General features: G+C 67.1%; 22 protein-coding genes and 2 tRNA genes. 14 read left to right on the forward strand and 10 right to left on the reverse strand.

The window, feature by feature from the left end; genetic code table 11:
- Nucleotide 1 precedes the first annotated feature (1 nt).
- The 4 genes from rpe to QOL68_RS12175 form a co-directional block, all read right to left on the reverse strand.
- Entirely contained in the window at nt 2-670 is a 669-nt protein-coding gene (gene rpe, locus QOL68_RS12160) for a ribulose-phosphate 3-epimerase (protein ID WP_282949279.1), read from the reverse strand.
- A gap of 87 nt (nt 671-757) precedes the next feature.
- Nucleotides 758-1,000 (reverse strand): hypothetical protein, encoded by a 243-nt coding sequence (locus QOL68_RS12165; protein WP_282949278.1) that lies wholly within the window; start codon nt 998-1,000, stop codon nt 758-760.
- 1 nt (nt 1,001) lies between these two features.
- A complete protein-coding gene (locus QOL68_RS12170) occupies nt 1,002-1,208 on the reverse strand; it encodes a type II toxin-antitoxin system antitoxin (protein ID WP_058454183.1) in 207 nt (68 codons plus the stop codon).
- Between the two features lie 9 nt (nt 1,209-1,217).
- Nucleotides 1,218-2,117: an SPFH domain-containing protein gene (locus tag QOL68_RS12175; RefSeq protein WP_282949277.1), complete on the reverse strand. Its 900-nt coding sequence runs from the start codon at nt 2,115-2,117 to the stop codon at nt 1,218-1,220.
- A 506-nt stretch (nt 2,118-2,623) separates the two neighbouring features.
- On the opposite strand from QOL68_RS12175, the gene QOL68_RS12180 reads away from it, so the two are divergent.
- From QOL68_RS12180 to QOL68_RS12195, 4 genes are all read left to right on the forward strand, one after another.
- Nucleotides 2,624-5,032, forward strand: coding sequence for a ligase-associated DNA damage response DEXH box helicase (locus QOL68_RS12180; RefSeq protein WP_282949276.1), 2,409 nt, complete (start codon nt 2,624-2,626; stop codon nt 5,030-5,032).
- A gap of 95 nt (nt 5,033-5,127) precedes the next feature.
- Nucleotides 5,128-6,162, forward strand: a complete 1,035-nt coding sequence (locus tag QOL68_RS12185; protein WP_204994286.1) for an aspartyl protease family protein — start codon at nt 5,128-5,130, stop codon at nt 6,160-6,162.
- A 50-nt stretch (nt 6,163-6,212) separates the two neighbouring features.
- The gene (gene pdeM, locus QOL68_RS12190) at nt 6,213-6,923 is read left to right on the forward strand and encodes a ligase-associated DNA damage response endonuclease PdeM (protein ID WP_282949275.1); all 711 of its coding nucleotides are present in this window, start codon (nt 6,213-6,215) and stop codon (nt 6,921-6,923) included.
- Nucleotides 6,924-7,081: 158 nt separating this feature from the next.
- Nucleotides 7,082-9,871 carry a TonB-dependent receptor gene (locus QOL68_RS12195; RefSeq protein ID WP_282949274.1) on the forward strand — a complete coding sequence of 930 codons (2,790 nt, stop codon included), beginning with the start codon at nt 7,082-7,084 and terminating at the stop codon, nt 9,869-9,871.
- Between the two features lie 277 nt (nt 9,872-10,148).
- On the opposite strand, the gene holA is transcribed toward QOL68_RS12195, so the two are convergent.
- The 4 genes from holA to QOL68_RS12215 form a co-directional block, all read right to left on the reverse strand.
- Nucleotides 10,149-11,180: a DNA polymerase III subunit delta gene (gene holA, locus QOL68_RS12200; protein ID WP_282949273.1), complete on the reverse strand. Its 1,032-nt coding sequence runs from the start codon at nt 11,178-11,180 to the stop codon at nt 10,149-10,151.
- 151 nt (nt 11,181-11,331) lie between these two features.
- Nucleotides 11,332-11,874: an LPS assembly lipoprotein LptE gene (gene lptE / locus QOL68_RS12205; protein WP_282949272.1), complete on the reverse strand. Its 543-nt coding sequence runs from the start codon at nt 11,872-11,874 to the stop codon at nt 11,332-11,334.
- The gene (leuS, locus tag QOL68_RS12210) at nt 11,874-14,423 is read right to left on the reverse strand and encodes a leucine--tRNA ligase (RefSeq protein WP_282949271.1); all 2,550 of its coding nucleotides are present in this window, start codon (nt 14,421-14,423) and stop codon (nt 11,874-11,876) included. Before leuS ends, lptE begins: the two co-directional genes overlap by 1 nt.
- Before the next feature lie 48 nt (nt 14,424-14,471).
- The gene (locus tag QOL68_RS12215) at nt 14,472-14,933 is read right to left on the reverse strand and encodes a DUF3576 domain-containing protein (RefSeq protein ID WP_204994280.1); all 462 of its coding nucleotides are present in this window, start codon (nt 14,931-14,933) and stop codon (nt 14,472-14,474) included.
- A 365-nt stretch (nt 14,934-15,298) separates the two neighbouring features.
- On the opposite strand from QOL68_RS12215, the gene QOL68_RS12220 reads away from it, so the two are divergent.
- Entirely contained in the window at nt 15,299-15,931 is a 633-nt protein-coding gene (locus QOL68_RS12220) for a hypothetical protein (RefSeq protein ID WP_283404311.1), read from the forward strand.
- Here QOL68_RS12220 and QOL68_RS12225 read toward each other — a convergent pair.
- Nucleotides 15,904-16,533, reverse strand: a complete 630-nt coding sequence (locus QOL68_RS12225) for a thiamine phosphate synthase (protein WP_282949270.1) — start codon at nt 16,531-16,533, stop codon at nt 15,904-15,906. The genes QOL68_RS12220 and QOL68_RS12225 overlap by 28 nt on opposite strands.
- 56 nt (nt 16,534-16,589) lie before the next feature.
- Here QOL68_RS12225 and QOL68_RS12230 point away from each other — a divergent pair, with 56 nt between their 5' ends.
- A complete protein-coding gene (locus QOL68_RS12230; RefSeq protein ID WP_282949269.1) occupies nt 16,590-17,249 on the forward strand; it encodes a YggS family pyridoxal phosphate-dependent enzyme in 660 nt (219 codons plus the stop codon).
- 198 nt (nt 17,250-17,447) lie between these two features.
- Here QOL68_RS12230 and QOL68_RS12235 read toward each other — a convergent pair whose 3' ends face one another.
- Nucleotides 17,448-17,933: an NAD(P)H-dependent oxidoreductase gene (locus tag QOL68_RS12235; RefSeq protein ID WP_282949268.1), complete on the reverse strand. Its 486-nt coding sequence runs from the start codon at nt 17,931-17,933 to the stop codon at nt 17,448-17,450.
- A 62-nt stretch (nt 17,934-17,995) separates the two neighbouring features.
- Between QOL68_RS12235 and QOL68_RS12240 the strand changes: the two genes are divergently transcribed.
- From QOL68_RS12240 to QOL68_RS12275, 8 genes are all read left to right on the forward strand, one after another.
- Nucleotides 17,996-19,957: an alkyl/aryl-sulfatase gene (locus QOL68_RS12240; RefSeq protein ID WP_282949267.1), complete on the forward strand. Its 1,962-nt coding sequence runs from the start codon at nt 17,996-17,998 to the stop codon at nt 19,955-19,957.
- 25 nt (nt 19,958-19,982) lie between these two features.
- Nucleotides 19,983-20,510: a PH domain-containing protein gene (locus tag QOL68_RS12245; RefSeq protein ID WP_282949266.1), complete on the forward strand. Its 528-nt coding sequence runs from the start codon at nt 19,983-19,985 to the stop codon at nt 20,508-20,510.
- Nucleotides 20,507-22,021: a PH domain-containing protein gene (locus QOL68_RS12250; RefSeq protein ID WP_282949265.1), complete on the forward strand. Its 1,515-nt coding sequence runs from the start codon at nt 20,507-20,509 to the stop codon at nt 22,019-22,021. Before QOL68_RS12245 ends, QOL68_RS12250 begins: the two co-directional genes overlap by 4 nt.
- Entirely contained in the window at nt 22,018-23,784 is a 1,767-nt protein-coding gene (recJ, locus tag QOL68_RS12255; RefSeq protein WP_282949264.1) for a single-stranded-DNA-specific exonuclease RecJ, read from the forward strand. Before QOL68_RS12250 ends, recJ begins: the two co-directional genes overlap by 4 nt.
- 159 nt (nt 23,785-23,943) lie before the next feature.
- Nucleotides 23,944-24,019 (forward strand) — tRNA-Glu (locus QOL68_RS12260).
- 66 nt (nt 24,020-24,085) lie between these two features.
- A tRNA-Glu gene (locus tag QOL68_RS12265) sits at nt 24,086-24,160 on the forward strand.
- Between the two features lie 87 nt (nt 24,161-24,247).
- Nucleotides 24,248-24,541, forward strand: a complete 294-nt coding sequence (locus tag QOL68_RS12270) for a DUF6538 domain-containing protein (RefSeq protein ID WP_283404312.1) — start codon at nt 24,248-24,250, stop codon at nt 24,539-24,541.
- 51 nt (nt 24,542-24,592) lie between these two features.
- On the forward strand, nt 24,593-25,789 hold a 1,197-nt coding region (locus tag QOL68_RS12275; protein WP_283404313.1), incomplete at its 3' end, for a site-specific integrase.

Here is a 25,789-nt window from a genome sequence, read left to right on the forward strand (position 1 = left end):
ATCAGCCGCGCAGGCGGCGGATATTGTCGGCGTAGGCGTCGGGCCCGCCCTTGAAGGTCGCGGTGCCGGCGACGAGGACATCGGCGCCCGCGGCGATCGCCTGCGGCGCGGTCGCGACGTCGATGCCGCCGTCGACCTCGAGCCGGATGTCGCGGCCCGATTTGTCGATCATCTTGCGCACCGCCTCGATCTTGCGGAGCTGGCTGGAAATGAAGCTCTGGCCGCCAAAGCCCGGATTGACGCTCATGATCAGGACAAGGTCGATATCGTCGATCAGATAGTCGAGCATCTTCGCGGGCGTTGCGGGATTGAGCGAGACCCCTGCCTGCTTGCCGAGCGACTTGATGTGCTGGACGCTGCGGTGGATGTGCGGTCCGGCTTCGGGATGGACGGTGATGATGTCGGCGCCCGCGGCGGCAAAGGCGTCGAGGAAGTGATCGACGGGCGAGATCATCAGATGGACGTCGAAGGGCAGGGTCGAATGCGGGCGCAGCGCCTTCACGACCATCGGGCCGATCGTCAGATTCGGCACAAAATGGCCGTCCATCACATCGATATGCACCCAGTCGGCGCCCGCTTCCTCGATCGCGCGGACCTCTTCGCCCAGCCGCGCGAAATCGGCGCTGAGGATCGAAGGGGCGATGCGGACGGAAGGTACGGCGGCGGTCATGGGGACCGGCCTTAACCATCTAGAAGTTTTGGAGCAAGCGCGCCGGGCCCGCTATCGGCGGGTGTCCACAAATATTATCGCAGATGCCTATCGCCAGCGCCAGCCGCCTTCGGTCCTGGCACGATAAAGCGGCATCGGCAGAAGCCCCGCGAGGACCACCGCGATCGTCATCATCCACGGCCGCTCGCGCAGCAACACCGTCACGCCGGTGATCAGCGCGATATGGACGAGCAGCATCACCCAGCCCTGCCAAGCGATCGGCAGGCCGGTGCCGTAGCCGCGGCGCTTCGGGCGGAACCATGGGCGATCGCCCCGCAAAAGATGCAGCATGTCAGCTCTCCTCCGTCTTCGGCGGCCGGCCGCGTTTCGGCGCTTGCGACCGTTTGACGCCGACGCCGCGGCGCGTGAGCGCCTCGCGCAGCAATATTTCGATCTCGGCATTGGCGCTGCGCAGTTCGGCCGCGGCCAGCCGCTCGATCGCGGCGTAGAGCGCCGGATCGAGACGGAGGGCAAAGGCTTTCTTGGACGACGCAGCCACCGGACGAACTCAGTAGAGCGACCCGGTGTTGACGACGGGCTGGGTGTCGCGCTCGCCGCAGAGGACGACCATCAGGTTCGACACCATCGCCGCCTTGCGCTCGTCGTCGAGGTGGACGACGTCCTTTTCCGACAATTGGGTCAGCGCCATCTCGACCATCGTCACCGCGCCCTCGACCAGCTTTTTGCGGGCGGCGATGACGGCCTCGGCCTGCTGACGGCGGAGCATCGCGCCAGCGATCTCCTGCGCATAGGCGAGGTGCGTCAGCCCGCATTCGTCGACGGTGATCCCCGCAACCTCGAGCCGCTCGATCAGCGCCTTCCTGAGCTCGATCCCGACCTCGTCGTGATTGCCCCGCAAGGTGATTTCCTGATGCTCGATGTCGTCATAGGGATAGCGCGAGCCGATCGAGCGCACCGCGGCCTCGATCTGCGCCATCACGAATTCCTTGTAATCCTCGACGTCGAACAGCGCCTGCGCGGTGTCGGTGACGCGCCACACGACCTGCGCCGCCATTTCGATCGGGTTGCCGCGCAGGTCGTTGACCTTGATCTTGTCGGATATGACGTTGTTCGCGCGCACCGCGATCTTCTTGCGAGTCAGCCAAGGAAGGACCCAGCGGAGGCCCTCCTCGCGGTCGGTGCCCTTGTAGGCGCCGAACAGCTGGATCGCCGCCGCCTCGTTGGGGTTGATCAGATAGAAGCCGCAGAGGATCACCGTGCCCGCGATCGCCGCTGCGATCAGCACGCCCCATTTCCAGGCGGCCTCGACGCCGTTGATGTTGGTGACGACCGCCCAGGCGGCGACGCCCGCGAGCAGCAGCCAGACCAGCAGCATCAGATAACCGCTCTGCGTCGCGGCCCGCGTCTCGCGGCTGCGGTTCAGCGCCGGCGTTGCACTCTCGACCATGTTTCCCTCCGAATCAGTCGATATAAAGATGATATCATATTTATATCGTTTTCGGTGGCCGTCAATCGCGATTCACGGGGCCCTTCGCATGCCCGTTTCAGAGCGGATATCGGTCATGCCTTGTTTCTTCGCCGCGGCCCGGATTTTTCAAAGTTCAGGAAAGTTCAGCCTTATGCATCCCCGTTTTGGGCCGGCAGGATCGCCGAACCATCCCGCACGCCGTGCCGCGGCCGCAAGCCCGACCGCCTTTGTCCACCGAGCGAAAGAGCGGAAAGAAGGCTGGCATAGCCCGATAATGTAGGAAAGGCCTATTTGAAGGCGTGCCGGCTATGGGGTGGTTTCCAGACCTTCGTCATCCCGGACTTGATCCGGGATCCATTGCAGCGCCGAAGTCGTGGACCCCGGATCAAGTCCGGGGTGACGATGAAAGATAGGTCAGCTTCCGGTCGATTGCCGACGATCAAGAAAGCATTGCACGCCCCTCTATCCCGCCCCACGTTCAACTCATGTCCCTCCCCGCCCCCTTCACCGACTGGTTCGCCGCGCGCGGGTGGCGGCTTCGGCGGCATCAGGCCGACATGCTCGCGGCGGCGCAGCGGGGCGAGCACGCGCTTCTTGTCGCCGCGACGGGCGCGGGCAAGACCTTGTCGGGGTTTCTGCCGAGCCTCGTCGATCTGGCCGACCATCCTTCCGACCGGCTGCACACGCTGTACGTGTCGCCGCTGAAGGCGCTCGCCGCCGACGTCGAGCGCAATCTCACCGCCCCGATCGCCGAGATGGAGCTCGACATCAGCGTCGAGAGTCGCAGCGGCGATACGAGTTCGGACAAGAAGGCGCGCCAGCGCAGCCGGCCGCCGAACATCCTGCTGACGACGCCCGAATCTTTGTCGCTGCTGCTCTCCTATCCCGACAGCTTCGCGATGTTCGCGGACCTGAAGACGGTGGTGATCGACGAAATCCATGCCTTCGCGCCCGGCAAGCGCGGCGATTTGCTGAGCCTGGCGCTCGCACGGCTCCAGCACATCGCACCCGATCTGCGCCGCGTCGGGCTGTCGGCGACGATCGCCGATCCGGTGCAATATGCGGGCTGGCTGGCGCCCGATGCCGATGCCGGGAAGGTTACGCTGGTCGAGGGTGAGGCGGGCGCCGATCCCGACATCGACATCCTGCTGCCCGCGGGCGCGGTGCCGTGGGCGGGGCATTCGGGGCGCTGGGCGGTGCATCAGGTGATGGACGTCGTCGCCGCGAACCGCACGACGATCATCTTCTGCAACACGCGCGGGCTCGCTGAGCTGATCTTTCAGGAGTTGTGGAAGGTCAACGATCTGTCGCTGCCGATCGCGATCCACCACGGCAGCCTCGACCGGGAGGCGCGCCAGCGCGCCGAAGCAGCGATGGCCGAAGGACGGCTGCGCGCGCTCGTCGCAACGTCGAGCCTCGACCTCGGGCTCGACTGGGGCGACGTCGATTGCGTGATCCAGATGGGAGCGCCCAAGGGATCGTCGCGGCTGCTCCAGCGCATCGGGCGCGCGAACCACCGGCTCGACGAGCCGAGCCGGGCGCTGATCGTGCCCGGCAACCGCTTCGAATATCTGGAAGCGCGCGCGGCATTGGACGCGGTCGAGGCGGGCGAGCGCGACGCCGACCGCTTCCGCCCCGGCGCGCTCGACGTGCTCGCGCAGCATGTGATGGCGCTCGCCTGCGCGGCGCCGTTCAGGGCGGAGGCATTGCTCGCCGAGATCCGCAGCGCGGCGCCCTATCGCTGGGTCGATGCCGAGACCTTCGGCCGCCTGCTCGGCTTCGTGCGCGACGGGGGCTATGCGCTCAAAAGCTACGACCGGTTCCGGCGTCTCGCGCCCGACGGGCAGGGCGGCTGGCGGATCGCGCACCCGCGCCTTGCCGCGCAGCACAGGCTCAACGCCGGGATCATCGTCGATGCCCCGACACTCGACGTTCGCTTCAAGAACGGGCGCAGATTGGGCAGCGTCGAGGAATATTTCGCGAGCACGCTGGTGACCGGCGACACCTTTGCCTTCGCAGGGCTCAGCCTCGAGGTCGAGGCGATCCGCGACACCGATCTGCTTGTTCGCCCGACGACACGCCCCGCACGCATTCCTTCCTATGTCGGCGCGCGCATGGCGCTCTCGACGCGGCTCGCCGACCGGGTGCGCGTTTTCCTCGCCGATCCGGCAAGCTGGCGGCGCTTTCCCGAGGATGTGCGCTTCTGGCTCGAAATGCAGCAATTGCGGTCGGTGCTGCCGCGCTCGGGCGAACTGCTCGTCGAGACCTTCCCGCACGAGGGGCATCATTATCTGGTCTGCTATCCGTTCGAGGGCTGGAACGCGCACCAGTCGCTCGGGATGCTGATCACCAAGCGGATGGAGCGGGCGGGCTTGCAGCCGCTGGGTTTCGTCGCCTCCGACTATGCGCTCGCCATCTGGTCGCTGCGCCCGGTCGATCATCCCGAAAATCTGTTCGACGCCGAAATATTGTCCGAAGAATTCATCGAATGGGTCGAAAGCTCGCACCTGTTGAAACGTGCGTTCCGCGAGGTCGCGGTGATCGGGGGCCTCATCGAACGCCAGCATCCGGGCAAGCGCAAGACCGGGAAGCAGGTGACCTTCTCGACCGACCTGATCTTCGACGTCCTGCGCAAATACGAACCCGACCATCTCTTGCTCGAAGCCGCCTGGGCCGACGCGCGCGAGCGGCTGACCGATGTCGCGCGGCTCGGCGACCTGCTCGACCGCGCGGCAGGGACGATGGTGCACCAGCGGCTCGACCGGATCAGCCCGCTCGCGATCCCGGTGCTGGTGCTGATCGGGCGCGAGAATGTCGCGGCATCGGATCTCGACGACGCGCTGCTCGGCGAGCTGGCTGATACGCTGGCCGAGGCGGCGATGCGCGCCGATTAGCGCCCCGATCCGGCCCGGCATCGTAACCGGCGTTTCGCTTGCCGCGAAAGGCAAGGAGGCGTAGATTGGCGCAAAATATAATGAGGATGCCTGCGATGACCCAAGTTTCGAAGCGGTCCGTCCCTTGGGCGCTTTTGCTCGCCGCGCCGTTGCTGGCCGGCGCGTCGCCCACGCCAGCCCCGGCCGAACCGGCCGCCGCGCCCGCGGTGCCGCCCGGCGCAGCGATCGATCCGCCGGTCGTGGTGACCCCGATCGTCCAGCCCTTCGACCTCGACGCGACGCGGCGAATGGCGGTGCAGGTCATGGTCGGCGGTCAGGGGCCCTTTTCCTTCCTCGTCGACACCGGCGCCGAGCGCACGGTAATCGCGCGCGAGCTCGCCGAGCGGCTGAAGCTGGTCGAGGGCGAGAAGCTGCGCCTCGCGACGATCGGCGGGTCCGCAACGGTGGCGAGTTACCGCATCGCCGCGCTGCAGATGGCCGACCTTCATCTCGCCGCCGTCGATGCCCCCGCCTTTTCGGGGCGCCACATCGGCGCCGCGGGGCTGATCGGCGTCGACATGCTCGAGGAACGGCGAATCCTGATCGATTTCCGCAAGCAGAGCATGCAGATCCTCGAAACCCGCAAACAGTCGCGGCCGCTTATCCGCGACGACGATGCGATCGTCGTGATGGCGCGCAATTCGGCCGGGCGGCTGATCCTGTCCGACGCGCGGCTCGACGGAAAGCGCATCGACGTGATCGTCGACACCGGCGCGCAGACGAGCGTCGGCAACCTTGCGCTGCAAAAGCTGGTGATGAGCCGCCGCGCGAACCGGCTGCCGCTCATCGAGTCGACCCTCGACGCCGTGTCGGGCGAGGCGGTGCCCGCGTTGCGCACGGCGATCAAGCGCATCGTGATCACCGGCATGGACGTCAACGATCTGCCGGTGAGCTTCGCGGACAGCCAGGCCTTCCGCGCGCTCGGGCTGGAGGACCGGCCCGCGCTGCTGCTGGGGATGGACAGCCTCGCGCTGTTCGACAGGGTCGAGATCGACTTCCCGAACAAGCGCGTCGTCTTCGACCTGCCCGACGGCGCGAGCCGCGACACGAAACTTCGCCTTGCCGCGAATATGGCGGTGCGCGGAAGCTAGCCGCGGACTGGGGAGTTGCCCGTGCGCGCCAGCGGCGCCATAGCGGGGCGATGTCCGTCGCTTTCGATTTTGCTGGCCAAAGCTTTCAGATGCTCGCCGACCGCGCCCTGTTCTGGCCGCAGCACGGCGCTCTGATCGTCGCGGACCTGCACCTCGAAAAGGCGAGCTGGTACGCCGCGCACGGCCAGCCGCTGCCCCCTTACGACAGCCACGACACGCTCGACCGGCTGGCCAGGCTGGTCGCCGAAACCGGCGCGCGCCAGCTGTGGTGCCTTGGCGACAGTTTCCACGACCGCGACGCCGCCGCGCGCATCGCGCCCGCGGTCGCCGGGCGGCTGCTCCGCCATGCGGCGGCGACGAAGCTCGTCTGGATCGCGGGCAATCACGACGGCCTTTCGGGCGGCGCGTGGGGCGGCGAGGTCGCCGACGAACTGGTGACGGACGGGATCGTCTTTCGCCACCAGAGCGAGGCACAGGAAACCCGGCCCGAAATCTCGGGGCATTTCCACCCGAAGCTGCGGCTGACCCTGCGCGGGCGCCCCGTATCGCGCCCCTGTTTTGCGGGCGATGCGCAGCGGTTGATCCTGCCCGCCTTCGGCAGCCTGACCGGCGGCCTCGCGGCCGAAGATTCTGCAATCGCCCGCAATTTCCCCGGACCCTATCGCGCGATGCTCGTCGCCCGCGGGCGCTTGCTGTCGATTCCCTGCCGCGGCGCGGGCGATAATGACGTTACGGAAAGCCGGATCGCCGCGCACCGCTGACCCGTCCAGCGTGTGGCGCGCCACTGCCCCGCCTGTGACCAAAAAGCATCACCCCCCGAAAAACGACGCAAATGCAGGCCTCCGGCTGGATCGCCGGGTCAATTTCGATATGTTCGGCGGGCAACAAAAATAATGAAATGTTGAGAGGAGTGCCCGCAATGAAATCTTCTTCCCTTCGTGCCGCGCGCTGGTTGCGCAGCAGCGCGCTCGGCGTATCGATCGCCGTAGCGGCCGTTTCGGTCCCCGCCTTGGCGCAGGATGCCACCGACACCACCGATGACAGCGCCGACGCGCCGATCGTCGTCACCGCACAGGGCCGTGCCCAGCTGCTGTCCGACGTGCCGGTTGCGATTTCGGCCGTCAGCGCCGAAGCGCTGCAGAACAGCGGCGCGAACGACATCCGCCAGCTGAACCAGGTCGCCCCGTCGCTGCTCGTCTCGTCGACCGGTTCGGAAGCGAACGGCTCGGCGCGTATCCGCGGCATCGGCACGGTCGGCGATAACCCCGGCCTCGAAAGCTCGGTCCCGGTGTTCATCGACGGCGTCTATCGCTCGCGTTCGGGCATCGGCCTCAACGAACTTGGCGAAATCGAGCGCATCGAGGTCCAGCGTGGCCCGCAGGGCACGCTCGGCGGCCGCAACTCGTCGGCGGGCCTGATCAGCATCTATTCGAAGAAGCCCGACTTCAACTTCGGCGCCAATGGCGAGATCACCTACGGCAATTATGACTATTGGCGCCTGGCGGGGAGCGTCACCGGCCCGCTCGGCGACACGCTGGCCGCGCGCCTCGACGGCGTGTGGGTGAAGCGCGACGGCTTCTACAACGACACCAACAACAATCGCGACATCAACAACCGCGACCGCTATTTCCTGCGCGGCCAGCTCTTGTTCGAGCCGACCGATGCGCTGTCGGTCCGCCTTATCGCCGACTATACCTATCGCGACGAGGAATGCTGCGCCGCGACCTATGTCAGCCAGTCGGTCAATCCCTATATCGGCAACCTCAACAATCCCGGCGTTCCCGCAAGCGCGACGACGAACAATATCGTGCGCGTGCTCGCCGACCTCGGCCAGCCGCTCGCGGCGTTCAACCAGGGCTATAGCCGCAATATCTCGGTCACCCCGGGACGCAGCTTTGCCGGCAAGACCAAGGATTACGGCTTCTCGGGCCAGATCGACTATGATCTCGGCGGCGCGACGCTGACCTCGATCACCGCCTACCGCGAATATCGCTCCAGCCAGGCGGGCGACCTCGACTATGGCGCGGTCGACATCCTCTATCGCGCCCCGAGCGACGACGCCTATCGCCAGTTCCACACCTTCACGCAGGAACTGCGCCTGCAGGGCGAGGCGTTCGACGGCAAGCTCGACTGGCTGGTCGGCGGCTTCTATGCCAACGAAAAGCTGCGCGTGCGCGACAACCTGCGCTTCGGCAACCAATATGGCCGCTTCGCGAACTGCCGCATCATCTCGGGCGGCGGCCTCGCCGGCCTCTATTCGCCGACCAACCCGCTTTGCGTGATTCCGGGCGTCGGACCCGCGACGATCGCGGGCGCCAGCGGGGCATCGGGGCCTGACATCCTCGCCGCCTTCAACGCGCTCGACGGTCTCAACGACCGCGGCAGCATCAACGACGTCTATCGTCAGAATGGCGAGAATTGGGCGCTCTTCACGCACAATATCTTCCACATCACCGACACGCTCGATTTCACGTTCGGGCTGCGGTACACGAACGACAAGAAGAAGTTCTCGGCGACCTTCACCAACGACAACACGGTTTGCACCACGGTGCAGGGACTCGTTCTCGACGATCTGTCGAGCACGAACGCGACCGCGCGCGCGCTCGCCGGCGCACTGATCGGCCTCAGCTGTCAGGGCAATTCGACCGCCGAACTCAACAATGTGTCGATCAACGACAAGCGTAGCGAAGACGAGTTTACCGGCACCGCGATCCTGTCGTTCAAGCCGGTCGACGACCTGTTGGTCTATGCGAGCTACTCGCGCGGCTACAAGGCGGGCGGCTTCAACCTCGACCGGTCGGCGCTGAAATCGCCGATCCTGCCCTTCGCGGCAACCGCGGGCGGCGCGCAGGGACTGGTCGGCAACCTGCAGTTCGACCCTGAAAAGGTGAACAGCTACGAACTGGGCGCAAAATATTCGAGCGGCCCGTTCAGCGCCGGCCTGACCTTCTTCCGGTCGGACTTCTCGAGCTTCCAGCTCAACACGTTCAACGGCACGGTCTTCCTCGTCCAGAACATCAACGGCTGCTCGAGCAGCCTGAACGGCGGCGATCGCGACCAGAGCAAGTTCACCGGCGCGCCGAACTATAATGCGGCGGCGGCAACCACGGGCGCCTGCCCGTCGGACGACGTGGGTTACGGCGTGCGCTCGCAGGGCTTCGAGCTCGAGGCTTCGCTGGTTCCCGCACGCAGCTTCCGCATGACCGCGGGCCTGACCTATGCCCGAACCAAGTACAGGAGCAATCTGGTCGGCAACAATTCGGGCGCCCCGCTCGATCAGGCGCTGCGCCTGCTCCCGGGCGACAACCTGTCGAACGCGCCCGAACTGGTCGCGACGAGCAGCATCGCCTGGACGCCCGATATCGGCAGCAGCGGGCTTACCGGCCTCGTCTATATCGATGGCCGTATGACCAGCGACTATAACACCGGCTCCGACCTGTTCCCGCAGAAGGGACAGGATGGCTATGCGATCTTCAATGCCCGCATCGGCCTTCGCGGCCCGGATGAAAAATGGAGCGTCGAATTCTGGGGCCAGAATATCTTCAACAAGCAATATGCGCAGGTGGCGTTCAACTCGCCGTTCCAGGAAGGCGGCACCTCGACCGGCACCGCATTCGCTGACCCGCAATATCCGGGCGGCCGCCAGCTCTTCTCGCAGTTCCTCGCCGAACCGCGGACCTATGGCGTGACGCTGCGCGGCAAATTCTGATCGCGTAGATAGGGTTACGGGAACCGCCCGTTCGCTTGCGCGAGCGGGCGGTTTCTTTTTGTCTCACACGAAGAAGATAGAAATTTCTCACACAAAGACATAAAGATGGCAGTCCAGATCGCAAGCAACACTGGGCAGCCACTTGTTGCAACAACACCGGACTTCGTCCGGCCGAATTAGAAGCGACGTTGCGTCATCCGCTGCGTTCGCAGAGACAACTCGACCTCTTTGTGTCTTTGTGTGAGACTTTCTTGTTCGCGCCTTCGCGTGAGGAAAATCAGCGCGCCCGCGCAGCCTGGTGCGCAATGTCGGTCATCAGCTTGCGGAACAGCACCGCGCCCGCGGTGCCCGAGGATTTGAGCGCGCGCTCGCAATCGAGCAGCCGCGTCATCAGCCGCGCGATGCGGACCGAATCCCAGATGTGGAGCTGGGCGGTCACCGCGTCGCGCTCTTTCCAGAAGACGCCGCTGCTCTTCGCCGCGACGACGGTCGCGGGGTGCGCGCCGGCGTCGACCTCTGCCCGCAGCCGCGCCAACTGCATCGCGCGGATGCCGAGTGCGCGGATGATGCGGATCTCGGCGACGCCGACCGCCGCCGCGGTGCTCAGCATCTCGGGCAGATCGCGCACCTTGCCGCCGAGCGCGACGTTGATGCATTCGCTGACATCCTCCTCGTGCGTCGCGGCGCCGAGCGCGGCGATGTCGGCGGGGGTCACCTGCCGCTGCCGGTCGGGCGCGGCGTCGAGGAAGAGCGCGATCTTCTCGATCTCGCGGCGCATCAGCGCCTGGTCGCCCGAAACGAGGTCGACGAGCAATTGCGCCTCGGCATTGGCGAGCCGCAGCCCCTGCTCCTGCGCCGCGGCCATCGCGATGCCGACGAGCGCGCGGCGATCGGGCTGGTAGCAGATCGCCGCCACCGCATGGTCCGACCCTTCGACGAGCTTCACGAGTTTCGACTTGGCGGTGATCGATGCGCCGGTCGCGATCACCGGGTTGATCACCGTGTCGGCGGCGAGCAACGCTTCGACGGCGGCGAGGCTGTCGTCGCCGCTACCCGAGATTTCGAGCCGGATCACGCGCGCGGGCGAAAAAAGCGACATCGAGGCGGCCTCGGCGGCGAGCAACGACGGATCCTGCGAAAGCTGCGCACCGGTGAGGTCGAGCCGTTCGGCGTCCTTCCCCGCCAGCCCGATCAGATGCTGCGCCACCGCGCCCATCGTCGCCTCGTCGGGACCGGTGAGGAGGGCGAAGCGAACCGCGGGATCGAGGCGGGTCTGGCGTTCGAAGTCGGCAGGCTTGACGCTCTTCATGGAATTACCGGGCAATCCTCAGTTTATCCGCATCCCCGAGCGAAGACGAGGGGCTCGTTCGAGCGAGACGAGAACCGGAACGCACGGCCTCGACTTCGCTCGGCATAGTCCCTCGTCTTCGCTCGGGAAAGCGGATTAATCCCTGATCTGCCTAGCCGCCGGGCGCCGCCGGCGGGTCGGCGGACTCGCCGCCGCCGCGGTTTGCGAACACCGCGAGCCGTGCGACGATCTGGTCGGCGACGCCCGAGGCGAGCCGTTCGAGCGCGGTCGATTCGGCCGCGATCGTCGCATATTCGCTGCCGACGACATCGATTCCCGAGTCTTGCGTCGCGGTCGCGTCGAGCAACACCTCGCCCGACGCGGCGTTGACGAGCTGGTAGCGCGCGCGCAGCGTCCGCCGCTCGCGCGTCACGGCATCGTCGGCGCGGACGCCGAAGCCGGTGATCGAATCCTCGAGCCGCACGTCGAGCCGCAGCCGTTTGCCCGCGCCATGCCCGCCCTGCGTCGCCTGCAACCGGTCGCGGAGCGCGTTGCGGACGAGCCAGCCCGAATGCCCCTCGATCGGCGCGACATCGACGTCGGCGAGCACCTGCGCCACCGCCCCCTTGCTGCCGTTCGCATAGAGCGGGCGCAGGCCGCAGCCGCCAACGGCGAGCGAGGCTACGACAAGGGCGGAGACGAAGAGGCTGCGCATCAGGGAACGATATTCACCAAACGGTCGGGGACCACAATCACCTTCTTCGGCGCGGTCCCCCCAAGCAGTTCGGCGATGCGCGGGCGCGCGAGCGCCGCGGCTTCGGCGGCGCCCTTGTCGATCCCCTTCGCGAGCGTCATCGTGTCGCGCAGCTTGCCGGCGACCTGGATCGCGATCGTCACCTCGTCGTCGACGAGCAGCGCGGGATCGGCGGCGGGCCATGCGGCGTCGGCGATCATCGCGGTCGTGCGCTGGCCCTCCGGCAGCGCCGCCCACGCCTCCTCGGCAAGGTGCGGCATCATCGGCGCGACAAGCAGGATCAGCGTCCGGCACGCCTCGGCGCGGGTCGCCGAGGGCGGTGCCTTCTCGATCTCGTTCGCGAGCGCGTGGATCTTCGCGACAGCCTTGTTGAAGCCGAGCGCCTCGATATCGGCTGCCACGCCGGCGATCGCCTGATGCAGCTTGCGCGCCAGCCCCTTGTCCTCGCCGCCGTCGCCGGCATTTTCGGTCTCGCCAAAGATGCGCCATAGCCGCTGGACGAAGCGCCACGCGCCCTCGATCCCGGCCTCGCTCCACGGCAGGTCGCGCTCGGGCGGGCTGTCCGAGAGCATGAACCAGCGCGCGGCGTCGGCGCCATATTGGTCGAGGATAGCGTCGGGATCGACGACATTCTTCTTCGACTTCGACATCTTGATCACGCGGCCGACATCGACCGGCGCGCCATCGGCCGCCAGCGTCGCGCCGTCGGCGGTACGGACGATCTCGTCGGGGGTGAAGAAGACCGGTGCATGGCCCTCGCCCTGGTCGCGGCTGTAGGTTTCGTGCGTCACCATCCCCTGCGTGAACAGGCTGGCGAACGGTTCGGCGATCTCGATCATCCCCAGCTTCTTGAGCGCGCGGGTCCAGAAGCGCGCGTAGAGCAGGTGCAGAATCGCATGTTCGATGCCGCCGATATACTGGTCGACGGGCAGCCAGCGGCGGATGACATCGGGGTCGAAGGGCTTGTCCGCGGGCGCAGAGGCGAAGCGCAGGAAATACCAGCTCGAATCGACGAAGGTGTCGAGCGTGTCGGTCTCGCGTACCGCGTCGCCGCCGCAGCTTGGACAGGCGACATGCTTCCACGTCGGATGGCGGTCGAGCGGATTGCCGGGGACCGAGAAATCGGCGTCCTCGGGCAGCACGACGGGAAGCTGGCTCTTCGGCACCGGCACCAGCCCGCAGGCGTCGCAATGGATGAAGGGGATCGGCGTGCCCCAATAGCGCTGGCGCGAAACACCCCAGTCGCGCAGGCGCCACACGGTCGTGCCCTTGCCCCAGCCCTCATGCTCCGCGCGCGCGATGATCGCGGCTTTGGCCTCCTCGATCGTCATCCCGTCGAGGAAATGGCTGTTCACCAGCTTGCCGGGACCGACATATGCCTCGTCGCCGTGGAAGACCTGTCCGGTCTCGTCGCCGTCGGCGATCACGCGGTGGACGGGCAGGCCGTATTTGCGCGAGAAATCAAGGTCGCGCTGGTCGTGCGCCGGGCAGCCGAAGATCGCCCCGGTGCCATAGTCCATCAGCACATAGTTCACGACCCAGACGGGCAAATGCCAGTTGGGATCGAGCGGATGCTCGACCGACAGGCCGGTGTCGAACCCCATCTTCTCGGCGGTGTCGAGCTGTTCGGCGGCGGTGCCCTGACGCCGGCATAGCTCGAGGAACGCGGCTAGTTCGGGCGAATCCTTGGCCAGCCTCTCGGCGAGCGGATGGTCGGGCGAGATCGCCGCGAAGCTCGCGCCATAGAGCGTGTCGGGGCGCGTCGTGAAGACGTCGAAGCCCGGCGCGCCGCCGGCCATGCGGAAGCTGAATTCGAGCCCCTGCGACTTGCCGATCCAGTTTTCCTGCATCAGCCGCACCTTGTCGGGCCACTGGTCGAGGCCCTTCAGCCCTTCGAGCAGTTCATCGGCAAAGTCGGTGATCTTGAGGAACCACTGCGACAATTTCTTCTTTTCGACGAGCGCGCCCGAGCGCCAGCCGCGGCCGTCGATCACCTGCTCGTTCGCGAGCACGGTCATGTCGACGGGGTCCCAGTTGACGTAGCTTTCCTTGCGCGTGACGAGCCCCGCGGCGTGCATGTCGAGGAACAGCGCCTGTTCCTGCCCGTAATAATCGGGCTCGCAGGTCGCGAGCTCGCGGCTCCAGTCGATCGCGAGGCCGAGGCGCTTCAGCTGCGCGCGCATCGACGCGATATTGTCGCGCGTCCAGCCGCCCGGCGCGACGCCCTTTTCCATCGCAGCATTTTCGGCGGGCATGCCGAACGCATCCCAGCCCATCGGGTGGAGCACGTCGTGGCCGGTCATCCGCTTGAAGCGCGCGAGCACGTCGCCCATCGCATAATTGCGCACATGCCCCATGTGGATGCGCCCCGAGGGGTAGGGGAACATCTCGAGGATATAGGCCTTCGGCTTGTCGGCGCTGTCGGTGGTGACGAAGCTGTTCGCGGCGTCCCAGGCGGCCTGCCAGCGGGCATCGGCGGCGAGAGCGCCAAAGCGCGTTTCGCGGGTCATTGGTCAGTTACCCCGTTGATGTCAGTCGGCGCGCATCCGCGCCGGGAATTAGCCTTCGATGGCCGAGCGGCGGAGGTCGCGGGCGCGGGTAAGGATGATTTCCTCGAGCTTCTGCACCGTCGCCGCCTGCACCGGCGCGTCGACCCAGGCGCCGCCCTGCGACACCTGGCGCGATGCCGCGACACGCAGCGCATCGGCGCGCAGGTCGCGGTCGAGGATCGACACGGTGACCTTCATCCGTTCGCCCGGGTTCGACGGATTCGCGTACCAGTCGGTGATGATCACCCCGCCCGACGAGTCGGCCTGGAGCAGCGGCATGAACGAGAGCGCGTCGAGCGACGCGCGCCACAGATAGGAGTTTACGCCGATCGTCGTCACCTGCGACGCGGCGAGGTCGGCCTTCGGCTTTTCCTTGCCGGCGCAGGCCGACAGGCCGAGCGCGGCGAGCCCGAGCAGCGCCAGCGCGGCCGGACGACGGCCGAACGTGGCAGGGACGGGAAGCTGGAACATGCCGGAACACCTTATATTTGGGCGTCGCCTCCCCGATCGGGGCACGGACGCGTGCGGAATTTGCAAGCGTCTCTATCGCCCTTGTTCCCGTGCCGCAAGCGCGGCAATCGCCTCTTTTCCGCCATTCATCGCGCGGTCATCAAAGCGTCGCACTGTGGTGTCAACGCAACAGCTTCGGCGAAAAGCCGGAAGGGCGGGATCATTCGTTCGTGAATCACTGGAAATATTGGGCCCGCAGGCCTATCTGGGGATTCGATTGGGGTTGGAGTCGCAGTTTAATGGCGCGGACATCGCGACATCTCTGGAAGTCTGGGCTGGTCGCCGCTGCGGCGATTTCAGTCGCACTTCCGCCTGCGCTCGCGGCGATGACCCGCGCCGACCGCATCCGCGACACCCAGCTTTCGGAAACGCTGCTCGGCCAGTTCACCCCGGCGTCGGGCGACCCGCGGCTGATCGCGCGCTACGCCAAGATGTCGGCCGAAGCGCGCAGCAGCTTCAGCTTCACCCCTGCCTTGACCGACGAGGGCCGCCGGAACCGGGCGATCACCGTCGTGATCCGCAGCCGCGACGACACGTCGAGCGCCGCGCGCACCGCCGCGCTGACCGCCGGCCGCGCCAAGGCGCCGATCGCGGTCGCGCCCGTCGCCTATGACCTTGGCGCGTCGGTCGGCTTCCAGAAATTCGTCACCCCGGCGCTGCCGCGCGGCATCGACCTCAAGAATCTGCCGGTCGCGCGCGAACCCGAACAGCTCGCCGAGAAGAAATCGCGCTTCGCGACGCGCGTCCTCAGCCGGCCGAGCGATCCCGCCGGCGCGACCGACCGCGTCACCGCGCCCGGCGACGACCAGAATGTCGATGTCGTCAGCAGCTATCGCCTGACCAAGAATATCGATGTGACGGCCGGCGTCCGCTATCGCACAGACGACCGCGCGCAGCCGCTGACCGACGCGCGCCGCGACAGCCAGGCGGTCTATGTCGGCACGGCGTTCCGCTTCTGACGTCTCCGGCGTTTCGCCGCTTTCTCATCCCACGCATCGATTGCTGCCCAGCCGGCTTTGATGCCGCTTGCGCGCTGGAGCGCGCGCGCGCGGGCGGATGTCATTCCGCCGAGCGCGATGGCTTTCCCGCCCGCGAGCCGCGCCAGTCGCAGCCAGGCGGCGCGGCCCAGCGCGCGGGCTCCGGCGTGGGACCGCGTCGGGTAGAGCGGAGAAATGAAGGCCCCATGCGCGGCCGCGCGCCGCGCCGCGCGCGCCTCGCCCGCATCGTGAACCGGCATGGTGACGACCAGGCCGAGGCGGTGCGCCTGCCGCGCGCGCTGGGCCATCGGCTGGCGGAGATGAACGCCGTCGGCGCCCCACCGCCGCGCAAGCGCAGGCGATCCCGCCAGCAGGACCATCAGCTTGCGGGTCCGCGCAACGCGCTGGAGCCGCCGGACAAGCCGCCAGCGCAATCCCGCCGGCAGCGCGTCGTGGCGCACGATGATCCCGCTGCCGGGCGGCACGATCGCTGCCAGCGCGCGCATCCCGGCCGCGAGCCGCTCGTCGCTGAACAGCCATGTCGCAGGCAGGTTTCGGGGGCGGGAGGGGTGGCGTCCGACCATCGCCCTTCCTATAGGCGCGTCGCGGGCGCGCGCAACGCGCCGATCGAGGATCGAATATGAGCGACGCTGCTGACAGGCTGGCCGAAGTACGGGCGAATATCGCGGGTGCGGCGAAGCGCGCGCAGCGGGAGCCCGCCGGGATCGAACTGATCGCGGTGTCGAAGACGCACGAGGCCGAGGCGATCCGCCCGCTGATCGCCGCGGGCCAGCATCATTTCGGCGAGAATCGCGTGCAGGAAGCGGCGGCCAAATGGCCCGCGCTGCGCGCCGAGACCCCCGGGGTCACGCTGCACCTGATCGGCCAGCTGCAATCGAACAAGGCCGAGGAAGCGGTGGCGCTGTTCGACGCGATCCATTCGGTCGACCGCTCGTCGCTGGTCCAGGCGCTCGCCAAGGCCTGCGCCAAGGCGGGCAAGCAACCGCAACTCTTCGTGCAGGTCAATATCGGCAACGAGGAGCAGAAGGGCGGCTGCGCCGTTTCCGACCTGCCGGCCTTGCTCGCCGAGGCGCGCGACGCGGGGCTCAAGATCGACGGCCTGATGGCGATCCCGCCCGCAACGCAAGAACCCGCGCCCTATTTCGCATTGCTCGACGAACTCGCCGAACGCCATGGCCTTCCGCTTCGCTCGATGGGGATGAGCGGCGATTATGAAACCGCGGTGATGCTGGGCGCGACGCATGTCCGCGTCGGCACCGCGCTGTTCGGCGCGCGTTGAGGTTGGCGCGAATCGGCTGGCACCCGGCATATCTTTCATCGTCGTCCCGGACTCGATCCGGGATCCATTCCTTCAGCGCTGCATGAAACGAAGAGAACGACCGCTTCCTGCCCCAAACCGTCCTTCAAGCGCATATCGACACCGTCCGCATACTGTATTATGTGAACAGTACAGTTCGGAGTGTCGATGCCGCGTGCTTTAGAAAATCCCCGACGCCAGCCCCTCCGCCAATGCGGCGCCAAGATCGCGCGCTTCGGCGAGGCGGTTCGCGGGGATCGTCTTGGGGGCGAGGATGGCTTCGGGCGTCTGCGCATCGGTGTTCACGATCATCGGATCGGCGACGCGTCTGAGCCGCCAGCCGGTCGCGATGCGGTCGAGCTGGCGCTGGGCGTTTTCGCCGTCGGAACCCGCGCAGATGATCGTCGCATAGGGGCGCCCTTCGAGCCTGCCGAGGCAGGGATAATAGCAACGGTCGAGCATCTCCTTCATCGCGCCCGACAGTGCCGCAAGATTTTCTGGACCGACAAAGAGATAGCCGCCCGCCGCGAGCAGATCGTCCGGTACGACCCGGTTCGCCGCGATGAGCGACGCGCTCCCCGCCCCATCGGCGGCCGCGCGCGCAAGCGCTTCGCTGCCGCCGGTGCGGCTGTGCCAGGCGATCAGCAGGTGCGGCGCGTCGGTCATGCCGCGATGCTTGCCAAGCCCGGCGGCACGGCGCAAGCTGCCCCGAAACAGGGGAGGATAACATGCGCCGACTGACCGCCGTGCTGCTTGCCAGCGCTATACCGTTCGCCGCGATCGCGCAGGATGCCGCGAGCGACGCCACGCGCACCGCGCAGGCCGAGATCGCGAGGCGCCTGCCGCTCGACGACCCGCGCGACGAAGCCAATGTGCGGCGCGGCAAGCTCGCCGAGATTCCGGGCGGGGTGATTCTCGACAAGCAAGGCAAAACGGTTTGGGACCGGCGGCCCTATGAATTTCTGCAATCGAAGGACGCGCCCGACACGGTGAACCCGTCGCTGTGGCGGCAGGCGCGGCTCGACGCGGTGCACGGATTGTTCGAGGTCGTGCCGGGCAAGATCTGGCAGATCCGCGGCTACGATATTTCGGTGATGACGATCATCCGCGGCAAGAGCGGCTGGATCGTCGTCGATCCCCTGCTGTCCGAAGAAACGGCCGCCGCGGGGTGGAAGCTGTTCGCCGATACGGTCGAGGCGAAGGACAAGGTGCTGCCGATCAGGGCGGTGATCTTCAGCCACAGCCATAGCGACCATTTCGGCGGGGTCGGCGGGATCGTCACACCGGAAGAGGTGAAGGCTGGCAAGGTGCGGATCATCGCGCCGCACGGCTTCTCCGAAGAAGCGACGTCGGAGAATGTCCTCGCTGGGACCGCGATGGGGCGGCGTGCGCTCTACATGTTCGGGTCGATCCTGGCGCCGGGCGAGCGGGGGCAGGTCGATACCGGGCTGGGACCCAAGCTGTCGTCGGGGACGATCGGCTATATGGAACCGACCGAGACGGTGTCGGACAAGGGCGGAACGCTGACGATCGACGGACTGGTCTTCGACTTCCTCGATGCAGGGAGCACCGAGGCGCCGTCGGAGTTCGTCTTCTATATCCCCGCGTACAAGGCCCTGCACACCACCGAGGTCGTGACCCACACGCTGCACAATGTGCTCACCCTGCGCGGAGCGCAGGTGCGGGATGCGCTGCGCTGGTCGAAGGTGATCGACGCGATGCTGCTGAAATGGGGCGGCAGCGCCGAGGTCGCGATGGGATCGCATCATTGGCCGACGTGGGGGACGGGCGAGGTCGGCGAGCTGCTGGCGAACCAGCGCGACGCGTACCGCTATGTCCACGACCGGACACTGTTCCTCGCGAACAAGGGCGCGACCTTGCACGAGCTCGCCGACCAGACCGCCGAGGCGCCGGTGCAGAGCAGGGATTTCGGGACGCGCGGCTATTACGGTACGCTGAATCACGACATGAAGGCGACGTACCAGCGCTATTTCGGTTGGTGGGACGGCAATCCCGCCAATTTCAACCCGCTGCCGCCCGAGCAGAGCGCGCCCAAATATGTCGCGCTGGCGGGCGGGGCGGACAAGCTGCTCGCGGCGGGCAAGGCGGCAATCGTGGCGGGAGACTATCGCTGGGCGGCAGAGCTGCTCAACAAGCTCGTCTTTGCGCAGCCGGACAACAAGGAGGCGCGCGCGGCGCTCGCCTCGGCCTATGACCAGATGGGCTATCAGGCCGAATCGGGCGCCTGGCGGAACTATTATCTCGCCGCAGCGGCGAGCCTGCGCGGCAATGCGGTCGAAAGCATTTCGGGCAACGGGCAGAGCCGCAGCTTTGTGAGCGCGATCCCGACCGGGGTCTTCTTCGATGCGCTCGCGACGCGTTTCGATGCCACCAAGGGCGCGGGCCTCAAAGGCACCTTCCAATTCATCCTGCCCGATAGCAAGGAAGCCGTCGCGGTGGTCGTCGGCGGCGGGGTCGAGTTCCCGCGCTATGGCGTCACCGACCCGGCACCGACAGCGACGATCACCATCGACCGGGGGACGCTCGACGATGTGATGCTGGGGCAAGCACAATTCCCGGCGCTGATGCAGTCGGGCGCGATCAAGATCGACGGCGACCGGATGGCGTTCCTGTCGTGGTTCGCGCTGCATCCGCCGCAGGACCCGCGCTTCAATATAGTTGTGCCCTGACACGCCAACCGACTAACGGAGGATCATGACCGACACCGCTGCCGCGCCCACCGACCCCTTCGCGCCCGACGCGCTCAACGCGAGCGAGGGGCTGGGTCCGGTCGATCCCGCCTATGGCCATGTCCTGCGCATCACGACCGCGCTCAACATGCTGCCCCTCGCGATCGGCGCCACGGTGTTCGACCTGCTCGTGATGCCGCGGATCGGCGGACCGACCGGGCTGGTCAGCGTCGCCGCGTGGCTGTTTGCGGCGATAGCGATCGTCACCTTTCCGGCGCGCCGCGTTTCGCGCTGGGGCTACCGGATCGGCGAGGGGCAACTCCGCGTCGCGCGCGGCTGGCTGTTCCGCACCGACACGATCGTCCCCTTCGTCCGCGTCCAGCATATCGACGTCGGGCAGGGGCCGGTCGAGCGCTGGTTCGGCCTCTCGCACCTCGTCGTCCACACATCGGGCACGCACAACAGCACCGTCACCCTGCCCGGCCTGCGCAGCGACCTTGCCGCCGCGATGCGCGAGACGATCCGCCGGCATATCCAGACCGACTTCGCATGAGCGACGCCGCCGCCCTTCCCGCGGCCGCCGACGAGCCGCAGTGGCAGCGGCTGCACCCGGCGACGCTGGCCCTCGCGCTTGTCCGGATCGGGCCGCGCTCGCTGCAGTTTTTGCCCGCAGTCGCGGCGCTTGGCTTCACCGGCAACTGGGTCTGGATTGTCCCGGCAATCCTCGCCTATCTGCTGATCGCGTTCGCCGCCGCCTGTCTGCAATGGATGCGATTTCGCTTCATCGTCGGCGACGACGCGGTGGTGATCGAAAGCGGCGTGCTGTCGCGCCAGCATCGCACCATCCCCTTCGACCGCATCCAGGACGTCAGCATCGAACAGGGGTTGGTGTCGCGCGCGCTCGGCATCGCCAAGGTCGGGTTCGAGACCGGCGCGGGCGGCAAGGAGAATGACGCGCATCTCGACGCGATCGGGCTCGACGCCGCGCAGGCGCTGCGCACGACGATCCGCGCGCATCGCAGCGCGCCCGTCGCAGCACCGACGGCGGATGCGCCTGACCCAGCCCCCGCGCTCGCCGAGGACCGGCTGCTCTTCGCGATGGGGCCCCGCCGGCTGCTCGTCGCCGGGCTGTTCAACTTCTCGCTCGCCGCGCTCGCGGTCGTCGGCGGCGGCATGCAATTCTTCGACAATCTGCTGCCGTTCGACTTCAACATCTTCAATCCCGCCGATTGGATCGACGTCGCGGGGCGCTACGGGCTCGACAGCTGGCTGCTCGCGCACCGCTGGATCGCCGGGATCGGCGCCGCGATCTCGCTGCTGTTCATCGGTTTCGCGAGCGGCATCGCGACGATGGTGTTCGCCAACTGGGGTTTCCGCCTGACGCGCGAGCCGCGCGCGCTCCGCCGCACGCGCGGCCTGACGACGCGCACCGACGTCGCGGTGCCGGTGAAGCGCGTGCAGGCGGCGATCCTTGTCACCGGCTGCCTGCGCAAACGCTTCGGCTGGCACGAGCTGCGCCTGCAAAGCCTTGCGAGCGACGGCGAGAAGGAACGCGACCATCAGGTCGTTCCCTTCGGCCGGATCGAGGAGATCGACCCGGTGCTGGACGAGGTCGCGATCCGCCGCCCCGACGCCGCGCAGGCGTGGCAGCACAGCCACCATATCGTCGCGCTCGGCCCGGTCATCGGCGCGACCGCCGCGACGATCGGCGGCATCGTCGCCCTCTCGCTCGGCAATGCGGTCGGCTGGCTCGGTGTCGTCGCCGCGCCGCTGATCGCGCCGATCGCCCTCTGGGCGGCGCGCTATCATCTGTGGGCCGATATCGGCGACCAGGTCGCGATCCGCCGCGGCTGGTGGAAGCCGAAGATGACCTTGCTGCCGCACGCGTCGGTGCAGAGCGTCGACCTAAAGACCGACTTCATCCTCCGCCCCTTCGGCCTCGCGACGCTTGTTTTCGGGGTGCCGGGCGGAAGCAGCCTTGCCAGCCACGAGATTCCGGCGATCCCGCTCGGCGTCGCGCAGGATCTGCGCGCGCGCATCCTGACGGCAGGGCTGCGGCAATGACCGAAGCCGCGCTTGGCATCACCCACTCGATCAGCGGCCAGCCCTGGCACTGGCGGCGCACGAGCGCCGAAATGGGCGGCGAAAGCCTCGCCCCCGACGATCTCGTCACCCAATTGCTGATGGCGCGCGGGGTGCCGCGCGACGATATCGAGCGCCAGCGTACCCCGACCCTGCGCGGATTCATGCCCGACCCGTCGCTGTTCCGCGACATGGACGCCGCCGCCGCGCGGCTCGCCGATGCGGTCGAGGCCCGCGAGGCGGTGACGATCTTCGGCGATTATGACGTCGACGGCGCGACCTCGGCGGCGCTGCTCGTCCGCCTGCTCCGCGCGCTCGACGTGCCGGTGGGCGCCTATATCCCCGACCGGCTGATGGAGGGATATGGTCCGTCGGGCGCCGCGCTGGTCAGGATCGGCGAGGCAGGATCGAAGCTGATCGTCACCGTCGATTGCGGCGCACAGGCGTTCGACGCGATCGCCGAGGCCCGCGCGGCAGGCGTCGAAGTGATCGTCGTCGACCATCACCAGTGCGCGACGACGCTTCCGCAAGCCTTTGCGGTGGTGAACCCGAACCGGCTCGACGAGGAACCCGACGCGGCGATCCACGGCAATCTCGCCGCGGTCGGGGTTGCCTTCCTGCTCGGCGCGGCGTTGCTGCGCACCCTGCGCGCACGCGGCCATTTCGGCAGCCGCGCCGAGCCGCAGCTGATCGAGCTGCTCGACCTTGTCGCGCTCGGTACGGTCGCCGACGTTGCGCGGCTGACGGGTTTCAACCGCGCGCTGGTGACGCAGGGGCTGAAGGTGATGGCGAAGCGCGCCAATATCGGCATGGCCGCGCTGATGGACGCCGCGCGGTTGACCAGGCCGCCGACCGCGAGCGACATGGGCTTTGCGCTGGGGCCGCGCATCAACGCCGGCGGGCGGGTCGGAAAGTCGGACCTTGGCGTCCGGCTGCTGACGACGAACGATCCGCAGGAGGCGGCCGATATCGCGCAGGAACTGGGCCGCCTCAACGAGGAACGCCGCGCGATCGAGGCGGCGGTGCTCGACCAGGCGATCGAGGCGAGCGCGGCCTGCGCCAACGCCCCCGTCGCGATCGTCGCGGGCGACGGCTGGCACCCGGGGGTGATCGGCATCGTCGCGGGGCGGCTCAAGGAAAGGCTGCACCGCCCGGCGATCGTCATTGCAGTCGATGCGGATGGCGTCGGCAAGGGTTCGGGACGCTCGATCTTGGGCGTCGACCTGGGCGCCGCGATTCTCGCCGCGAAGGAGACGGGGCTGCTCGTCGCGGGTGGCGGCCATGCCATGGCGGCGGGGCTGACCGTCGAGAAGACCAAGGTCGACGCGGTCGGCGCCTTCCTGAACGAGCGATTGGCGGCGGACGTCGAGCGCGCGAGCGGCGACAAGTCGCTGCTGATCGACGCGGTGCTCGCGCCGCGCGGGATCAGTCCCTTATGGTGCGACGCGATCGAAAGCGCCGGGCCATATGGCGCCGGCTGGCCCGCGCCGCGCGTCGCGACGGGACCGGTGCGAATCGTCGAATCGGGGATCGTCGGCACCGACCATCTCCGCCTGATCGTCGCGGGAGAGGATGGCGCGCGGTTCAAGGCGATCGCCTTTCGCGCCGCCGAGACCGAGCTGGGGCAGACGCTGCTGAACGCGCGCGGGCGCAAATTGTGGCTCGCGGGGCGCGCCAAGCGCGACGACTGGGGCAGCCGCCCCGCCGCCGAACTCCACCTCGAGGATGCCGCGTGGGCCGACTGACGGCTGGCTCCTGCCAGCCTGGGGGGCCGACTGACGGCTGGCTCCCGCCAGCGTTGGGGGGCGACCGACGACGGGACGACCGGCGATGGCGCAATAAATTTGCGCGCGCGCTTGACCGCACGGGAACGCCCGTCTAAGGCCCCGCTTCACCGATTTGACGGCCCCTTCGTCTAGCGGTCTAGGACGTCGCCCTTTCACGGCGAAAACACGGGTTCGAGTCCCGTAGGGGTCACCACGGTACAGACGGGCAGGATGCAGCCGGGCGGTCGGCCCTTTCTCTCCCGATACATCCGACCGACAAGGCCCCTTCGTCTAGCGGTCAGGACGCGGCCCTCTCACGGCTGAAACACGGGTTCGATTCCCGTAGGGGTCACCATCTTCTCACCGAAGATTGGATTTCCGCCGATACAGCGCAATTCATCGACTTAGCAGCCGCCTGGTGATACAACAAGGTGGCACAAAGATGAGATTGCGCGTGGCTGGATTATGGCGTCATCCCAAGTCGAAAATGTTCTGGTTTCGCATGGGCGTGCCGGAGAGATACCGCGCACGCGTCGGCAAGCGCGAATGGAAGGAATCGCTCGGCACCGCCGATGAGGTGAAAGCGCGTGCCCTGCATGCGCGCAAGCTCGTCGAAGTTCACGACCTGATGCGCGCGCTCGACGCCGCCGGTGCCATCGCCGTCGATGATCAGGCCGACAAAATCGTGGCAGATGGATTCGATGCACTTGCCCGTGCGAACATCAAGGCGCACTAGGTCGCAGCGGACTATGACATCGCGCGCGGCTTCGATCACGTGTGCCTCACCATGCTTCATATGATGGCTTTCCGGGCACGGCTGGATTGGGGCGGCACCTATGCCAGCAAGGCGCAGCTAGAAGCGCTTGGCGAGGCCGACGAAGATATCTGGCCGATCGAGCAGCCGGATGCCACAGGCGCGTTTAGGACGTTCGCGCATCGAGACGCGGTATCGATCAATATCGATCTGTTCGAAACGAACCCTGCATTCAAGGGGGTGGCGTTTCGCGAGGTGGCTCGCGCGCACCTATCCGCACGGGACTGGAAGGCTGCGGAGTTCGAGGCGCAGATCGTCGCGCAGGCAGCGGGCGTGGTGCTTAAGCCGAAGGGGCCGCTGTTCGAAGCGGTGGCCGAACGTATCCTCCGCCGTCTGGCGGAACACCGCTTCGGGCACTGGCCGACGGCGGTGCAGACCGTGCTGCAACCAATGATGACGGCGATGTCCGATTTTCTGCCGGTGGAACGGTCAGCCCCGCTGAACGACCCAGTTATGGGCACTAAGTTGTCGGAGGTGTTCAAGGCGTGGCGTGATGAAACCAGCGCCACGCCGAAATCGCAGGACGAATTCCAGGCATCGATCGACCGGTTCATCTCCGTGTTCGGTGATATGTCTGTAGAAACCATCACGAAGGCGACGGTCCTCGACTTCCGTCGTATCATGGAGCGATTGCCCTACCGACCGAAGAAGGACGTTTCGTCGCTACCGCTGCGTGATCAGGTGGCGCTGGCCAAGGCAAAAAAGATGCGGATCGTCTCCCCTGAGACGGCGGCCAAGAACCTGCAGGCGCTGCGCACGGCGCTAGCGCACGCCGAGAACGAGATGTCCTTGATTGACCATAACCCGGCCAGCGGTGTGAAGGTCAACCGCAGGGACGCATTCGACGACGACCGCCTGCCCTTCAACGGGGAGCAGCTGCGAACGCTGTTCGCGCTGCCGGTGATGCTGGACGCGACGATCAATCCCGATGGCGCGCTGTTCTGGTTCATGCTGCTAGCGCCACTGACCGGCTGCCGATGCAGTGAGTTAGCCAACCTGCGACCGACGAATGTGCGGGAGGAGGACGGCATCTGGTATATCGCCATCGAGCGCGATCCGAAGCGTCAGCGCCTCGAGGAGGAAGCGGAGGGTGGAGCGACCAAGCGGGCCAAGACGAGAACCAGCCTTCGAAACATCCCTGTCCACCGGCTGGCGGTGGAGGCTGGCTTC

This window comes from Sphingopyxis sp. Geo25, from assembly GCF_949769135.1.
GTDB lineage: Bacteria > Pseudomonadota > Alphaproteobacteria > Sphingomonadales > Sphingomonadaceae > Sphingopyxis.

Bases quoted from the DNA above. Each gene is read 5' to 3' on its own strand.
- pdeM (WP_282949275.1), top strand. From the start codon at position 6,213: ATGTCCGTCGCTTTCGATTTTGCTGGCCAAAGCTTTCAGATGCTCGCC.
- lptE (WP_282949272.1), bottom strand. From the start codon at position 11,874: ATGCGCAGCCTCTTCGTCTCCGCCCTTGTCGTAGCCTCGCTCGCCGTT.
- leuS (WP_282949271.1), bottom strand. From the start codon at position 14,423: ATGACCCGCGAAACGCGCTTTGGCGCTCTCGCCGCCGATGCCCGCTGG.
- QOL68_RS12235 (WP_282949268.1), bottom strand. From the start codon at position 17,933: ATGACCGACGCGCCGCACCTGCTGATCGCCTGGCACAGCCGCACCGGC.
- QOL68_RS12225 (WP_282949270.1), bottom strand. From the start codon at position 16,533: ATGGTCGGACGCCACCCCTCCCGCCCCCGAAACCTGCCTGCGACATGG.
- QOL68_RS12175 (WP_282949277.1), bottom strand. From the start codon at position 2,117: ATGGTCGAGAGTGCAACGCCGGCGCTGAACCGCAGCCGCGAGACGCGG.
- QOL68_RS12240 (WP_282949267.1), top strand. From the start codon at position 17,996: ATGCGCCGACTGACCGCCGTGCTGCTTGCCAGCGCTATACCGTTCGCC.
- QOL68_RS12215 (WP_204994280.1), bottom strand. From the start codon at position 14,933: ATGTTCCAGCTTCCCGTCCCTGCCACGTTCGGCCGTCGTCCGGCCGCG.
- QOL68_RS12230 (WP_282949269.1), top strand. From the start codon at position 16,590: ATGAGCGACGCTGCTGACAGGCTGGCCGAAGTACGGGCGAATATCGCG.
- QOL68_RS12220 (WP_283404311.1), top strand. From the start codon at position 15,299: ATGACCCGCGCCGACCGCATCCGCGACACCCAGCTTTCGGAAACGCTG.
- rpe (WP_282949279.1), bottom strand. From the start codon at position 670: ATGACCGCCGCCGTACCTTCCGTCCGCATCGCCCCTTCGATCCTCAGC.
- QOL68_RS12195 (WP_282949274.1), top strand. From the start codon at position 7,082: ATGAAATCTTCTTCCCTTCGTGCCGCGCGCTGGTTGCGCAGCAGCGCG.
- QOL68_RS12245 (WP_282949266.1), top strand. From the start codon at position 19,983: ATGACCGACACCGCTGCCGCGCCCACCGACCCCTTCGCGCCCGACGCG.
- QOL68_RS12180 (WP_282949276.1), top strand. From the start codon at position 2,624: ATGTCCCTCCCCGCCCCCTTCACCGACTGGTTCGCCGCGCGCGGGTGG.
- holA (WP_282949273.1), bottom strand. From the start codon at position 11,180: ATGAAGAGCGTCAAGCCTGCCGACTTCGAACGCCAGACCCGCCTCGAT.
- recJ (WP_282949264.1), top strand. From the start codon at position 22,018: ATGACCGAAGCCGCGCTTGGCATCACCCACTCGATCAGCGGCCAGCCC.
- QOL68_RS12185 (WP_204994286.1), top strand. From the start codon at position 5,128: ATGACCCAAGTTTCGAAGCGGTCCGTCCCTTGGGCGCTTTTGCTCGCC.
- QOL68_RS12270 (WP_283404312.1), top strand. From the start codon at position 24,248: ATGAGATTGCGCGTGGCTGGATTATGGCGTCATCCCAAGTCGAAAATG.
- QOL68_RS12165 (WP_282949278.1), bottom strand. From the start codon at position 1,000: ATGCTGCATCTTTTGCGGGGCGATCGCCCATGGTTCCGCCCGAAGCGC.
- QOL68_RS12250 (WP_282949265.1), top strand. From the start codon at position 20,507: ATGAGCGACGCCGCCGCCCTTCCCGCGGCCGCCGACGAGCCGCAGTGG.